The following is a 14943-nucleotide window of genomic DNA, read 5'->3' as shown; positions in this document are numbered from 1 at the left end:
ACAAATAAAGACATTTATTCCTATTGTTTTAGGGTTGTTACTGATGAAGCAGGCAAAACCTAAGCTGCAAGGACAGAAAAAGGTAGTTTCTGTTTGTTGCTGTTTAGGTATTTTTTGTTTTTGTTTAAAATAACCAGCCCTTTTCATTTATTTTATAAGGGAGAAATCTTCTGAGAATGGAGAGAAGCAAACATGCTTAATTCAAGAATGATCGTCATATTAAGAGAACTAATGTCCGTACAGTCTACACTATCAACCGTTACGAGTGAATATTTAGCAACAGTAAATCAAGTATCTTCTCGAACTATTCGAACGGATATAAAACAGCTAGATGACATTTTGTCTCAGTACGGAGCTAAAATTAAATCAGCTCGTGGGACAGGATATGAACTTAGCGTTTTAGATGAAAAACAGTTCCATCATCTATTAAAAGAACTTTCGGCTAATCAATTATTTGATGCAACTTCTATTCCAACCGTTCCTGATGACCGCGTGCATTATTTAATCAAAAGGTTGCTGCTAGCAGACGAATATTTGAAGCTCGAAGATTTAGCAGACGAGTTGTATATTAGCAAGTCAACGGTTCAAAACGATTTAAGAGATGTTAAAAAACAGCTGTGTAAATATGATATTCTTTTAGAAAAACGTCCTAACTATGGCTTGAAAGCTAAAGGAGACGAAATGAAAATGAGATTCTGTATGTCTGAGTACATATTCAACCGAAAAGATAAAGAAATAGATATGGTATACAATAAAATATCTATCCTGCCCCAAGAATCAATCTTAACGATTAAAGCCCACATTTTAAATCAAATAAAACGATACAATATTATGGTTTCAGACATTGGATTAAACAACTTAATCATTCATTTAGCGATAGCTTGTAAGCGAATACAAGAAGAAAATTTTATCTCTTTGTATTCAGAAGATCTACTTGAGATTATGGAGCATAAAGAATATGAAGTGGCAGCTGAAATTGTGCGAGAGATTGAAAATGCATTCAAGATTCGTTTTCCGAAGTCAGAAACGGCATATATCGCCATTCATTTGTTAGGTACAAAAATGCTCAACAATAGTAATCATGAAGAAAAAGAAGTGAAGCAGTTTATTGACACAAATATCTATGAATTAACTGCAGCTATATTAGAAGCAATTGAAAAAGAGCTTCATTTAGGAATTAGTGAAGATTCAGAGCTGATCCTTGGCATGAGCTTGCATTTGAAACCGGCTATCAATCGCTATAAATATGGAATGAATCTGCGAAACCCGATGCTTGAAGGAATTAAGAGTCATTATCCTCTGGCTTTTGAAGCTGGGATTATAGCTGGGAAGGTTTTGAAAAATCGCCTTGAAATCGACATGCATGAAACGGAAATTGGCTATTTAGCTTTACATATTGGAGGGGCCATTGAACGTCGGAAAATTATCAATCAACCTAAGCGCTGTTTGATTGTATGCGCATCGGGAGTAGGGAGTGCCAAGCTATTATCATATAAGCTGCAGGCTACTTTTGGATTAAATCTGACTATTTTAGGAACAACGCAGTATTATAAGCTTCACCAAATGTCGCTGCACTCTATAGATTTTATTGTTAGTACCATTCCAATTCCAGATCATCTTCCTGTTCCTGTAGTACAAGTAAGTACGATTCTAGGAAACAGTGATTTTAAAAAAATTGATTGTTTAATGAAGAACAAACAGCAGCCTTCCTTAGAATACACAAAAAAAGAATTAGTATATTTGCAGCAAGAATTTCAAACGAGAGAAGAAGTACTTCATTTTTTAGGAGAGAAATTAACTCATCTAGGACTAGTTCCTTCTCAATTTATAGAATCTGTTTTTGAAAGAGAAGCTGCATCACCAACAAGTTTTGGCAATCTCGTTGCGATTCCTCATCCTATGGTTCCTCAAACGGATACGACGTTTTGGGCCATTTGCACGTTGAAAAAACCGATTATGTGGGAAGGAAACCTCGTACAATTTATTTGCCTTTTAAGTGTAAAAGCGAATAATCAAGGCGATTTGCAGAAGATGTACAGTTTGTTAGTCCGCGTTGTAGATGATAAGCAGGTCGTGCAGCGCTTAGTAAAGTGCAAGGATTATGAGGAATTTGTCGAGGTGTTTATGAAAAATATTAGATAAAAAAGAAGTCTGAGAGAGGGACTTCTTTTTTATCTGAATGTTCAAACATAATTTTTCCGTTAGTAGCGGAAAAAGGTTGTGTATAAATGTAAGCGCTTTTATTTTAAGATAAAACTATCAACAAAACAGATAGCAAAATAAAAAAACGGGGGAATGACAAATGAATATTCTATTATGTTGTGCAGCTGGAATGTCTACAAGTTTACTAGTAACAAAAATGGAAAAGAGCGCTCAGGAGCAAAGCACGGAGTATAAAATTTGGGCGGTTCCTGGTGACTCTGTTCGCAACCATATTGATCAAGCGGATGTACTTTTATTAGGACCTCAAGTGCGCTACTTATTGCCGCAGCTTAAGAAGCTAGGTGAAGAAAAAGGAGTGCCAGTTGACGTTATAAATCCTGTTCACTACGGAACGTGTAATGGAGAACAAGTGTTAAAATTTGCAGTTCAACTAGTTTCAAAATAGGAGTGTGGACTACATGAGCAAATTTAATAGTATGCTTGAAAGCAAAGTAATGCCTATCGCGGGGAAAATGGCGGGTCAACGCCATTTACAAGCACTTCGAGACGGTATTGTTCTGACAATGCCGCTCATTATTATCGGTTCAGTATTTTTAATACTGTCGAATTTACCGATACCAGGCTACAACGACTTTATGGCAGGGATTTTCGGAAAAGAATGGGCAACGAAAATGGCCTATCCAGTTGGAGCTACATTCGATATTATGGCGTTGCTTGCTTGTTTTGGAATAGCCTATCGGCTAGCTGAAAAATACGGAGTAGATGCTTTGTCCGCAGGGGCTATTTCACTTGCTGCTTTTTTACTTGCTACTCCGTATAAAGTGTCCTTTCTCCCAAGTGGAGCCAAAGAAGCTATTTTAGTAGACGGCGGAATTCCAACCGCTTTAATGGGAAGTAAAGGGCTTTTTGTAGCGATGATTGTTGCGATTCTCTCTACCGAGATCTACAGATGGTTTATTCAAAAAGACATTATCATCAAGATGCCTGATGGAGTTCCTCCTGCTGTTGGAAAATCGTTTGCTGCTCTTATTCCTGGGTTTACGGTAATAGCATTTATTTGGATTTTACGTTTGTTAGTAGAACAAACTCATTTTGGAAGTCTTCACAATATTGTTGGAGAATTGCTTGGAAAGCCTTTAGGTGTGCTAGGCGGCAGTTTAGGTGGTACGCTAGTTGCCGAGCTTATTATTATGCTCATGTGGTCATGTGGACTTCATGGAGCGAATATTGTGGGTGGAATTATGGCTCCCATTTGGTATGGAGCTATGGATGAAAACCGAATTGCTTTTGCTAACCATGAAGCATTACCAAATATTTTTACACAGCAGTTCTTTGATATTTGGATTAATATCGGAGGCAGCGGAGCAACGTTAGCTTTAGTCGTTGCGATGATTTTAAAAGCGCGCAGTCAACAAATGAAGCAGCTTGGTAAATTAGGAATAGGGCCAGCTCTTTTTAATATCAATGAGCCAATCATCTTTGGACTTCCGATGGTGATGAATCCAATGATGCTTATTCCGTTTATTATTACCCCTCTTGTGACGGTAGTAGCAACCTATATTGCCATGTCGACAGGACTGGTAGCAAAACCAGCAGGTATTGCCGTTCCTTGGACTATGCCTCCGATTATTTCTGGCTATCTGGCAACAGGAGGGAAATTATCGGGTGCAGTTATGCAAGCTATTAACATTGGAATCTCTGTTTGCATCTACTATCCTTTCTTTAGAATGTGGGATAAACAAAAATTCACTGAAGAGAACGGTATACAGCCTGCAGCTGAAGGGGTACCAAGTGATACAAAGAAAGATATTGTGTGAGGAGGGATAAAGGATGGAAAGCATTCAAGAATATATTTTTAAATTAATCTTACACGGTGGAAACGGCAGAAGTTCAGCAATGGAAGCGATAGCGGCTGCCAAAAGCGGAAATTTTTCAGAAGCGCGTGAAAAGCTTACACAGGCTGCAGAAGAATTAAATGCTGCTCATCATATCCAAACGTCGTTAATTCAAGGAGAAATTAGAGGGGATAGCACAGAAATTTCTCTGCTCATGATTCATGCTCAAGATCATTTAATGAATGCGATGACGGTAAAAGAAATGGCTACTGAATTTGTAGATTTATATGAAGCAATCAAAATTTCTGGGGGGATTACATTATGACAAAAGGTATTAAAATTGTAACGATTGGCGGAGGTTCAAGCTATACGCCTGAACTAATAGAAGGTTTTATTAAACGATATGATGAACTTCCAGTTCGAGAACTGTGGCTAGTAGACGTGGAAGAAGGAAAAGAAAAATTAGAGATTGTTGGAAATTTAGCGAAGAGAATGGTGAAAAAATCAGGTTTGCCAATCGAGGTTCATTTAACGTTAAATCGAAGAGAAGCACTAAAAGATGCGGATTTCGTAACAACTCAATTTCGCGTTGGCTTGTTAGATGCACGAGCGAAAGATGAAAGAATCCCGCTTAAATACGGGGTGCTTGGTCAAGAAACAAACGGACCGGGAGGATTATTTAAAGGACTTCGCACCATTCCCGTTATTTTAGATATCTGCCGTGACATTGAAGAGTTATGTCCAGAAGCTTGGCTGATTAACTTCACAAATCCTGCTGGCATGGTAACAGAAGCTGTGCTTCGCTATAGTAACATTAAAAAGATTGTAGGACTTTGTAATGTGCCAATCGGAATGGAAATGGGGATTGCTAAGCTGCTTGATGTAGACCACTCTCGCATTCGAATTGATTTTGCTGGTTTAAATCACATGGTCTACGGATTAGATGTATATGTAGATGGTGTAAGTGTCAAAGATCAAGTTATTGATTTATTGAGTGATCCAACTAACAGCAGCTTTGTGAAAAATGTAGCAGGACTTGGATGGGAGCCAGAATTCACAAAAGCGCTAAATGCGTTAACGTGTCCATATCACATGTACTATTACAAAACGCGTGAAATGGTAGAAAAAGAGCTTGTTAATTATGAAAAAGGTGAAACGAGAGCAGAAGTCGTAAAACAGTTGGAAAAAGAGCTGTTCGAACTGTATAAAGATCCTAATCTAGACATTAAACCTCCTCAATTAGAACAGCGCGGCGGCGCTTATTATAGTGATGCAGCCGTTCGACTGATTACATCCATTTACACGGATAAAGGTGATATTCAGCCTGTAAATACTATCAATAATGGTGCTATAGCAAGCATTCCAGCTGATTCTGCCGTAGAAGTAAGCTGTATCATTACAAAAGATGGTCCAAAACCAATTTCAGTCGGCGACCTTCCTGTACCTGTCAGAGGTCTTGTTCAAACAATTAAGTCATTTGAACGGATTGCTGCTGAAGCAGCAGTGACAGGAGATTATGACAAAGCTATTTTAGCATTAACTATTAATCCTCTTGTGGCTTCTGATAAACTAGCTAAGCAAATTGTCGATGAGATGCTAGAAGCTCATAAAGATTACTTGCCTCAATTTTTTAAAACGGTTCAAGCTTAAAGTCAAGCTGTTCGAATACAGTACGTATTCGAACAGCTTTTTTATATGTGTAAAGCTAGATTTCTGCCACCATCAGTGTAACAATATAAAATAGAAACAGACAGCAAAGGGTGGCTAAAAATGATTCACTTATTAATTATGATGGTAGAACGAGTCGGAGTTATTGTCATTTTAGGTTTTTTGCTGGCACATACAAAAGTTTTTCGGCAATTTCTCCGCAAACAGCAAGGGTATAAAGGAAAAGCTGTACTTATTTTTATTTTTTCTCTTTTTAGCATTATTAGCAACTACACGGGAATTGAAATTCAAGGAACCATTATTCGAAATGAAGACTTATTATTAAAAGTAGATCCATCAAGCTCGATTGCAAATACGCGAATTATGGGTGTAGAAATGGGCGGTCTGCTTGGCGGTCCTTTTGTCGGTTTAGGAGTAGGACTACTTGCTGGTGTTCATCGCTTTATGTTAGGAGGGAGTACGGCATTTAGCTGTGCAGTTTCGTCCGTTTTAGCAGGAGTGTTAACTGGATATATCGGCTATGCCTACCGGAAAAAACATCGAACGATTACACCGCGCTTTGCTGCACTTGTAGGCATAGCGATGGAAACGCTTCAGATGCTGATTATTTTATTATTTGCTAAACCGTTTGATTCGGCATGGACACTAGTGAGTATTATTGCTATTCCAATGATTATTGTAAATGGAACGGGAAGCTATATTTTCTTATCTATTATTCAGTCCATTTTACGGCAAGAGGAACAAATGAGAGCGCTTCAGACACACAAAGTATTATTAATCGCGGATCAAACGCTTCCACATTTTCGTCAAGGTCTTACTAGTGAATCATGTGAAAATGTTGCAAATATTATTCATCGCTTCACAGGTACGGATGCTGTTTCGCTAACTGATACGCACAAAATTTTAGCTCATGTAGGGGAAGGAATTGATCATCACGTTCCTTCGCATAGTTTAATTACCGGGCTGTCTCACGAAGTACTGAAGACAGGAAAAATTATGAAAGCAAAATCGAGAGAACAAATTGATTGTCAGCATAAAGACTGCCCGCTTCATGCTGCCATTGTGATGCCGCTCACTTCTCACGGTACCACAATCGGAACATTAAAAATGTATTTTAAAGATGCAAGCGGGTTAAGTCGGGTAGAGGAAGAGCTGGCAGAAGGACTGGCTAAACTATTTTCAACTCAGCTGGAGCTCGGCGAAGCGGAGCTTCGAAGTAAATTACTAAAAGATGCGGAGATTAAAGCTTTACAGGCACAGGTGAATCCTCACTTTTTATTTAATGCCATTAATACGATATCGGCGCTGTGCAGACAGGACGTAGAAAAAGCCAGAAAGCTGCTTTTGCAGCTAAGCGTTTATTTTCGTTCTAATTTGCAAGGTGCAAGGCAGCTGTTGATTCCGTTATCAAAAGAGCTTGATCATGTTCACGCATACTTATCGCTTGAACAAGCCAGGTTCCCTAATAAATACGAAATTGACATGTATATTGAAGAAGGACTAGATGATGTCTTGCTTCCCCCGTTTATTCTTCAAGTGCTTGTGGAAAATGCCATTCGTCACGCATTTCCGCGTAAACAAAAGCACTGTCGTGTAGAAGTTTATATTGAGACAAAAGATAAATATGTATACGTAAAGGTAAAAGACAACGGACAAGGTATAGACGCAAAACGATTGCAAATGCTTGGCAATCAGCCCGTTTTTTCAGAAAAAGGAACGGGGACGGCTCTTTACAATATTAAACAACGTTTGCATGGATTGTTTGGAAAAGAAACAAAGCTGGAGTTTGACGTAACAGAAGGAACAGCGGTTTCGTTTGTTATACCAATTGAATTAAAAAGCGAGGGTATGTAATATGCTGCGGGTACTAATAGTAGATGATGAAATGTTAGCGCGAGATGAATTAAAATATTTATTACATCGAACGAAAGAAGTAGACTTAATTGAAGAAGCTGAAAGTATCGAAGAGGCGTTGGATAAAATGATGGATGAAAAGCCGGATTTATTATTTTTAGATATACAATTGTCAGATGACAGCGGTTTTGATATTGCTAAAAGGCTTAAAAAAATGAAAAATCCGCCAGCTATTATATTTGCAACTGCGTACGATCAGTACGCTTTACAAGCCTTTGAAGTAGATGCAATTGATTACATTTTGAAGCCTTTTGATGAAGAAAGAGTGGTGCAGGCCATTCATAAATATAAAAAAATGCGTGTTCCTCATCCTGCTTTGAAAGAAGAAGAATTGATAGGAGAGTCTTCTTCTCAAACTGGAAAGTTAGCGATTTCTGTAGACGATTCGATTGTGTTAGTAAATATAGAGGACATCTTGTTTGTAGGGTTAATAGAAGGAGAAGTCACCATTCAGACTATAACCGAATCCTATCATACTGCTGATACGCTGGCTATGCTAGAAAAAAAGCTCCCTTCTCAGTCGTTTATTCGTGTGCACCGTGGTTATATCGTCAACGTACATCATATTTCCGAGGTACAGCCATGGTTTAATTCTACATATAATTTAGTGATGAAAAACGATGAGCGAGTTCCTGTCAGCCGTACATATGCTAAAGAATTGAAGAAGCGTTTAGGAATTTAAGGAAAAAGCAGCTTGCGTATGCATTTTAGCAGGCTGTTTTTTGCATTTCAAGGCTCGATTTTTGTAAGTGAGCACAAATATTCGACTCTTTGATTTGAAAACGCTTTCTAATGTGTTTTCATTTTATATAATGAAGTCAACAAACAGAGAGAGGTGAAAGAAATGAGTGCTAAAAAAGTGTATGGCTTTTTAACACAAGCATTTATTTTTTCCGTAATTATGTTGATTTCAGATTTTATTGCAGAGCATTTGCCTTTTCCAATGCCTGCTTCAGTCATTGGGCTTGTGCTGTTATTTCTTGCACTCTGCTTGAAGATTATTAAACTAGAGCAAGTTGAATCACTGGGAACGGCTTTAACTTCTTTGATCGGATTTTTATTTGTACCAGCAGGTATTTCTGTTATGAATTCATTAGGTGTTATGCAGCAGTACGGCATTCAAATTTGTTTAGTTATCATCGTGGCAACGATTATTTTGTTAGGCGTTACAGGCTTATTTTCACAGCTTATACTTGGCATGACAAAAGATAATAAAGCAAAAGAAGAAATAAAAGATGTAGATATGAGTGAAAAAACAAAAAAACAGGGCATTGCTTAATATTAATTATAAAGAGACAAGGTGGTTGGAAAGATGAATCCGTATTTTGGAATCGTGGTTTCTTTAGCTGCGTACGGTATTGGAACGTATTTATTTAAAAAGTCAAAAGGGTTTTTCTTATTTACTCCTTTATTTGTGGCAATGGTACTCGGGATTGCTTTTTTGAAAATTGGACACTTTTCTTATGAGGAATACAGTAGCGGCGGAAAAATTATCAGCTTCTTTTTAGAACCAGCAACGATTGCTTTTGCCATCCCTTTATATAAACAAGCTGATAAATTAAAAAAGTACTGGTGGCAAATCCTTTCTTCTATTGCGGTAGGATCAATTTGTTCAGTGGCGATTATTTTTGCGATTGCGAAAGGTATTCATATGGATGAAGTCGTGATGAAATCAATGCTTCCACAAGCAGCTACAACAGCGATTGCGCTGCCATTGTCTCAAGATATTGGAGGTATTCCTGCTATTACTTCCTTTGCTGTTATTTTTAATGCAGTCATCGTATATGCGCTGGGCGCTTTATTTTTAAAAGTATTCAAGGTGAAGAATCCAATTTCAAAAGGATTAGCTCTTGGAACTTCTGGACATGCGCTAGGAGTAGCCGTAGGGATTGAAATGGGAGAAGTAGAGGCAGCCATGGCAAGTATTGCAGTTGTTATTGTAGGCGTCGTCACAGTTGCCGTTATTCCACTTTTTGTTCAGCTAGTCATGTAACAAAAGCCTGAAGGAGTCAGAGATTTTCTGACTCCTTCAGGCTTTTGTTTGTTAATTAATACACCACTCCAAAATGTCGTGATGCGCAGTTTTGACAGGTTGTATGGTCAAAAAGACTCTCAGGAATGATAAATTCAAAACAAAATTGACATTGTTTGAATTGACTTTGTCTATAAAACATTGTCTCTAAGAAAATAGCTGTAATATGTTCAGTTATTTTCTTGTGGGAACGTTGTTCTAAAGTGGACCATGGAATAGACTGATGCTCTATGTAAATCGGAAAGGAAGTATAGGGTGTATCCCATTGAATGGCTTGATATCCAAACGTAAGGCCATGATGAGCTGCTGATGTAAATATGATCAGGTTTTGATGGAATTCTGGCAGAGGTAGTTCTAGTTTTTGATCTTTAAGCGATCTCGTTTTGGAATGAAGGTTATACAATTTAATTTGAAAATGAATCCACTGAGTGGCGTGAACGGTTATTGACATGTTTTAAACCTCCAATTCAGACTCTTTCTTTTATCATACTTTTATCATAATTGATTTCAAAATAAATAAATAGTAGGCAAAAAGAAGATAACAAAATTTTATATAGATTACTTATAAGGCGTAGGGAAAGGTGATATAAGCACAGCATCCTTTTTTCTACCCATTTTTAAAGCATATTAATCTTCTATATAAAAGCTTGCTTTCAACGAATGCTATCGGCGTACTCCTACGCTTTAAACAGATTTTAATGTTAGAAGTTATAACAAGGTTCATTTCTTTTAGAGAAGTTTATGAAATAATAAAAAATGTATATTTTACGGTCTGAATCTATGTGTTGGAGGTTTTTATATGACGAAACAAAAGCTGATATTAATTGGAAATGGAATGGCGGGAATGCGCTGTATCGAAGAAATTCTTATTCATTCTCCAGATTGTTTTGATATTACTGTTTTTGGAAGTGAGCCTCACGTTAACTATAATCGAATTTTATTATCAACCGTTTTACAAGGCAGTACAAAGCTTGAAGATATCAATATTCATTCTTTGGCATGGTACAAGGAAAATAATATCACTTTATTTAAAGGAGAAAGCGTTACGCACATAGACACCAAGAGAAAAATAATAAAAACAGATAAAAACAGAGAGACGAGGTACGACAAGCTTATTATTGCTACTGGTTCGAGCCCGTATATGCTCCCCGTTAAAGGGCTTGAAAAAGAAGGTGTTCTCGGTTTTCGTACCATTGAAGACTGTCAAAAAATGATTGAAATTTCCAAACAGTATAAAAAAGCAGCGGTTATTGGAGGCGGCCTGTTAGGACTGGAAGCTGCTAGAGGGCTATTGAATTTAGGAATGGATGTTCAAGTTATTCACCATTCGGGTTTCTTAATGGAACGACAGTTAGACAAAGCAGCATCTAATATGTTAAGAGAAGAATTGGAACAGCAAGGCATGAGTTTTCTATTAAACAAACGTACGGATGAGGTTATAGGGGAAAGCCGAGTAGGAGGCATCCGGTTTGATGATAACAGTAAAATTGCAGCTGATTTAGTTGTAATGGCTACAGGGGTAAGGCCCAATGTTAATTTAGCTAAAAAAAGCGGAATAGAAACAAATAGAGCAATTATCGTAAACGATTATTTGGAAACGAGCATTCCAGATATCTATGCAGTAGGTGAATGCGCTGAACATCGAGGGATGACATACGGTCTTGTTGCGCCTCTTTACGAACAAGGAAAAGTTTTAGCCCGCACTCTTTGCCAAATAAAAAGCGAAGGTTATCAAGGTTCTGTTCTTTCCACTCAGCTGAAAATATCAGGAATAGACGTGTACTCAGTCGGAGAGTTTAAGGAAAATCAAGGTGCAAAAGCTATTACGGTTTCGAATATGCTAGATGGCATATACAAAAAAGTAGTTTTTCGCGAAGGGAAAATAGTGGGAGCTGTTCTTTTTGGAGATACCAGTGATGCTGTAAAGCTATCAAAAATGATTAGTGAAAAAAAGGATTTATCGCAAGCAGAAAAAGTACAGTTATTTCCTTCTCAACATGAAAAAGAAAATGCAGTAGCTTCCATGTCACTTCCAGATATCGTATGCAACTGTAACGGTGTAACAAAAGGAGCTATTATTGAAGCTGTCCAGAAAAATGATTTAACGACAGTAGATGAAATAAAAAATTGTACAAAAGCTTCAGGTTCATGTGGAGGATGCAAACCTCTTGTAACAGATCTTTTAACATATATTCAAAGCGATGAGTTTGATGAAGTTATTGAAGAAAAGACTTTTTGTGCGTGTACACACTTATCAGAAGATGAGCTGGTAAGAGAGATGCAGCGATATCAATTTGAAACGGTTCAGCAAGTGAGAGAAGTGTTAAAATTTGAAGACATAAAAGGCTGCTCGTTATGTGAAGGCGGTCTTCATTACTATTTAGAAATGATGAATCCTCATCATGAAAACGATCCACATTCTTTATTTATTACCGAGAATGAACAGGCCGTTCTGCTTCATGACGGGACTTACTCAGTGGTACCGCAAATTCACGGTGGTCTGACAAATGTACAGGAATTAAGAAACCTAGCAAATGTAGCTGAAAAGTACAACATCTCTACTATTCGTTTAACAAATGATCAGCGCATTCAATTCATTGGAGTGAAAAAAGAATATCTTCCGTTGGTAAGGGAGGAAATAGATAGAGGACTTCAGCAGCTATATGAACGTACAGTTAAAAATGTATCTGTTTATATAGGAAAAGGAACGTGTATTTGTCAGTATGAACCTGCTCTTGCTTTATCAAATGAATTAGATAAACAGCTTGAATATGTAAAGACTCCATGTGATATCAAAATCAGCATTGCTTCGTGTTCGCACATTGCAGAGAGCGTAACAACAAGTGATATAGGATTAAGAAGAATAGACAGAGGATGGGAAATATATGCCGGCGGAAGCAGCGCAGAAGCTAGAAGCGGCGAGCTGTTTTATGTGGCCGAAACAAACGAAGAAGCAGTAGAAATCAGCTGTTCTTTGATTCAATATTACCGTGAAACGGGGAACTATTTAGAAACTGTGGGGACCTGGATCGAACGAGTGGGAATTGTTCATGTCAGAGAAGTTTTGTTTGAGGTAGACAATCGAGAGTATTTAATGAAGCAGCTCAGCTCAGAACGCTCTCGTACAATCACATATTTATTATAGGAAAGAAGGGTGATCTAAGTTGACTGAGATGCTATTGAAATATTTTCGTGAGCAGCAAAAGCAAGTTGAAACCGAGCGTATCTATGATACTCAGTGTCCTTACTGCAGCATGCAGTGCAAAATGCAGTTAGTTGAACAAACACATGTAAAAAGGAAAACGTATAAAACAATTGGAACAGACAACCCTACTTCTCAAGGAAGGTTATGTATCAAAGGAATGAATGCGCATCAGCATCCTTTGCATAAAGATCGGATTCAATATCCTTTATTAAAAGTAAACGGAGAGTTTGTAAAGATTTCTTGGAAAGAAGCTCTTCACTATATTAAAGAAAACGTTACAGAGATTCAAGAGAAGAATGGAGCAGATGCGCTAGGTGTTTATGGAAGTGCCTCTATTACAAATGAAGAAGCTTATTTATTAGGGAAATTTGCTCGAGTTGCGTTAAAAACAAAGTATATCGATTACAATGGACGCTTATGTATGTCGGCTGCTGCTTCTGCTGCTAGTAAAACATTTGGCATGGACCGAGGATTTACGAATAGCTTGCAAGAGATTCCGTTTACTGAATGTATTATGTTAGCTGGAACAAATATTGCGGAATGTCAGCCAACGATTATGCCTTATTTTGAGAAAGCAAAAGAAAACGGAGCTTTTATTATTGCAATTGATCCAAGAGAAACAGCTACAACTAAACTAGCTGATTTACACTTGAAACTTAAGCCGGGGAGCGACGCGGCATTAGCCAATGGAATCTTGAAGGTCCTTATCGAAGAAAATTATCTAGATGAACGATTTCTACAAGAACGTGTCAATGGATTTGAAGAAGTAATTCAATATGTGGCGTCTCTAGAATTTAATATCATTGAAGAAATAACGGGAGTGCCACTTGAAGAGATGTGCCAAGCTGCCCGTATGTTTGGTCAAAGCAAAACAGGAATGATTTTTACTGCTAGAGGGGTAGAGCAGCAAACAGACGGAAGTGCTGCGGTGCGAAATTTTTTGAATATTCTACTTTCTATTGGGAAAATCGGTAAACCTCGCTGCGGATATGGGGCCATTACCGGTCAAGGAAATGGGCAAGGAGCCCGAGAGCATGGTCAAAAAGCGGATCAGCTTCCAGGCTACCGTTCAATCGAAAATCATGAGCACCGGATGCATATAGCAGATGTGTGGAACATAGAGGAGAAAGATCTTCCTAGAAAAGGTGTTTCTGCATATGAGATGATTGAAAAAATTCATGATGGTGAGATTAAAGGGCTGTTTTTGATGTGTTCAAATCCAACAGTTTCAAATCCAAACGCTAATTTTGTTAAGAAGGCTTTTGAAAAGCTTGAATTTCTAGTGGTAGCAGATATGTTTGAATCAGAAACAGCAAAATTAGCAAACTTGATCTTACCTTCATCTTCCTATTTGGAAGATGAAGGAACCATGACAAATGTAGAGGGAAGAGTTACATTACGCGAAGCTAGCTTTCCATGCCGCGGCGAAATCAAACACGACTGGGAAATACTATGTGAAATTGCTAAAGTTTTAGGGAAAGAGGAATATTTTTCGTTTTCATCAGCTGAAGAAATATTCAATGAACTGCGAATGGCAAGTAAAGGAGGGATCGCTGATTACTCCGGTATTACGTACGAACGATTACGAGAGGAAAAAGGGATTTTATGGCCATGTAGAAGCTTAACAGATAAAGGAACCGAGCGCCTGTTTGAAACGCGTTTTGCTCATAGTGATGGAAAAGCGATGATGGTCCCTGTCTCGAATCAAGCTATTGTTCCTAAAGCAAAAATAACCGAAAAATATCCTCTCTATTTAACAACGGGAAGAGTGATGTCGCACTATTTAACGGGTGTACAAACGCGAAAAAGTGCGTCTTTATCTGCTAGAAATTTCGAATCTTTTATGGAAATCCACCCTTCAACAGCGAAAAAATATGAAATTTCGAATCAAGAATTAGTACAAATTGAATCTTCATATGGAAGGATTGTGGTAAGAAGCAAATTTTCAGAGGGCATTCGGCCAGATACCGTATTTGTTCCTTTTCACTGGGCGGATTCTCAAAATGTTAATAACCTTGTCTCTGAGAAATTAGATCCCGCCTGTAAGATGCCGGGGTTTAAAGTAAGCGCTGTGAAGATTAGCCCTTCTGTAAAAAGAAGCACCTATTAAAAATGCTGATGCAAAA

At 37.9% G+C, this 14943-nt stretch carries 12 protein-coding genes; 11 read left to right on the top strand and 1 reads right to left on the bottom strand.

Annotated features, from left to right (window positions below; all coding sequences use genetic code 11):
* Positions 1-192: 192 nt before the first annotated feature.
* The 9 genes from MMB68_RS17185 (at position 193) to lrgB (ending at position 9573) form a co-directional block, all read left to right on the top strand.
* A complete protein-coding gene (locus MMB68_RS17185; RefSeq protein ID WP_221785490.1) occupies positions 193-2142 on the top strand; it encodes a BglG family transcription antiterminator in 1950 nt (649 codons plus the stop codon).
* A 160-nt stretch (positions 2143-2302) separates the two neighbouring features.
* Positions 2303-2608 carry a PTS sugar transporter subunit IIB gene (locus tag MMB68_RS17180; protein ID WP_013055477.1) on the top strand — a complete coding sequence of 102 codons (306 nt, stop codon included), beginning with the start codon at positions 2303-2305 and terminating at the stop codon, positions 2606-2608.
* Between the two features lie 13 nt (positions 2609-2621).
* The gene (gene celB / locus MMB68_RS17175) at positions 2622-3980 is read left to right on the top strand and encodes a PTS cellobiose transporter subunit IIC (protein WP_221785489.1); all 1359 of its coding nucleotides are present in this window, start codon (positions 2622-2624) and stop codon (positions 3978-3980) included.
* A 13-nt stretch (positions 3981-3993) separates the two neighbouring features.
* The gene (locus MMB68_RS17170; RefSeq protein WP_221785488.1) at positions 3994-4323 is read left to right on the top strand and encodes a PTS lactose/cellobiose transporter subunit IIA; all 330 of its coding nucleotides are present in this window, start codon (positions 3994-3996) and stop codon (positions 4321-4323) included.
* Positions 4320-5648, top strand: a complete 1329-nt coding sequence (locus MMB68_RS17165) for a 6-phospho-beta-glucosidase (protein WP_221785487.1) — start codon at positions 4320-4322, stop codon at positions 5646-5648. The genes MMB68_RS17170 and MMB68_RS17165 overlap by 4 nt, the downstream gene beginning before the upstream one ends.
* 120 nt (positions 5649-5768) lie before the next feature.
* Positions 5769-7520, top strand: coding sequence for a sensor histidine kinase (locus MMB68_RS17160; protein WP_221785486.1), 1752 nt, complete (start codon positions 5769-5771; stop codon positions 7518-7520).
* 1 nt (position 7521) lies between these two features.
* A complete protein-coding gene (locus tag MMB68_RS17155) occupies positions 7522-8262 on the top strand; it encodes a LytR/AlgR family response regulator transcription factor (protein ID WP_221785485.1) in 741 nt (246 codons plus the stop codon).
* Between the two features lie 162 nt (positions 8263-8424).
* Complete coding sequence (gene lrgA / locus MMB68_RS17150) at positions 8425-8859, top strand: antiholin-like murein hydrolase modulator LrgA (RefSeq protein WP_028412310.1); 435 nt, start codon at positions 8425-8427, stop codon at positions 8857-8859.
* A 33-nt stretch (positions 8860-8892) separates the two neighbouring features.
* On the top strand, positions 8893-9573 hold the full coding sequence (gene lrgB, locus MMB68_RS17145; protein ID WP_050689329.1) for an antiholin-like protein LrgB: 681 nt from the start codon (positions 8893-8895) through the stop codon (positions 9571-9573).
* A 55-nt stretch (positions 9574-9628) separates the two neighbouring features.
* Here lrgB and MMB68_RS17140 read toward each other — a convergent pair whose 3' ends face one another.
* The gene (locus tag MMB68_RS17140) at positions 9629-10063 is read right to left on the bottom strand and encodes a hypothetical protein (RefSeq protein WP_153254193.1); all 435 of its coding nucleotides are present in this window, start codon (positions 10061-10063) and stop codon (positions 9629-9631) included.
* A gap of 348 nt (positions 10064-10411) precedes the next feature.
* On the opposite strand from MMB68_RS17140, the gene nirB reads away from it, so the two are divergent.
* Both nirB and nasC read left to right on the top strand, forming a co-directional pair.
* Positions 10412-12757 carry a nitrite reductase large subunit NirB gene (gene nirB / locus MMB68_RS17135; protein WP_277549212.1) on the top strand — a complete coding sequence of 782 codons (2346 nt, stop codon included), beginning with the start codon at positions 10412-10414 and terminating at the stop codon, positions 12755-12757.
* A gap of 19 nt (positions 12758-12776) precedes the next feature.
* Positions 12777-14927 carry an assimilatory nitrate reductase catalytic subunit NasC gene (gene nasC / locus MMB68_RS17130; protein WP_277549211.1) on the top strand — a complete coding sequence of 717 codons (2151 nt, stop codon included), beginning with the start codon at positions 12777-12779 and terminating at the stop codon, positions 14925-14927.
* The last annotated feature ends 16 nt before the right edge of the window (positions 14928-14943 follow it).

It is taken from the genome of Priestia sp. Y58 (genome assembly GCF_029522095.1).
GTDB lineage: Bacteria > Bacillota > Bacilli > Bacillales > Bacillaceae_H > Priestia > Priestia megaterium_E.
This window is presented reverse-complemented; position numbering and strand designations above follow the sequence as displayed.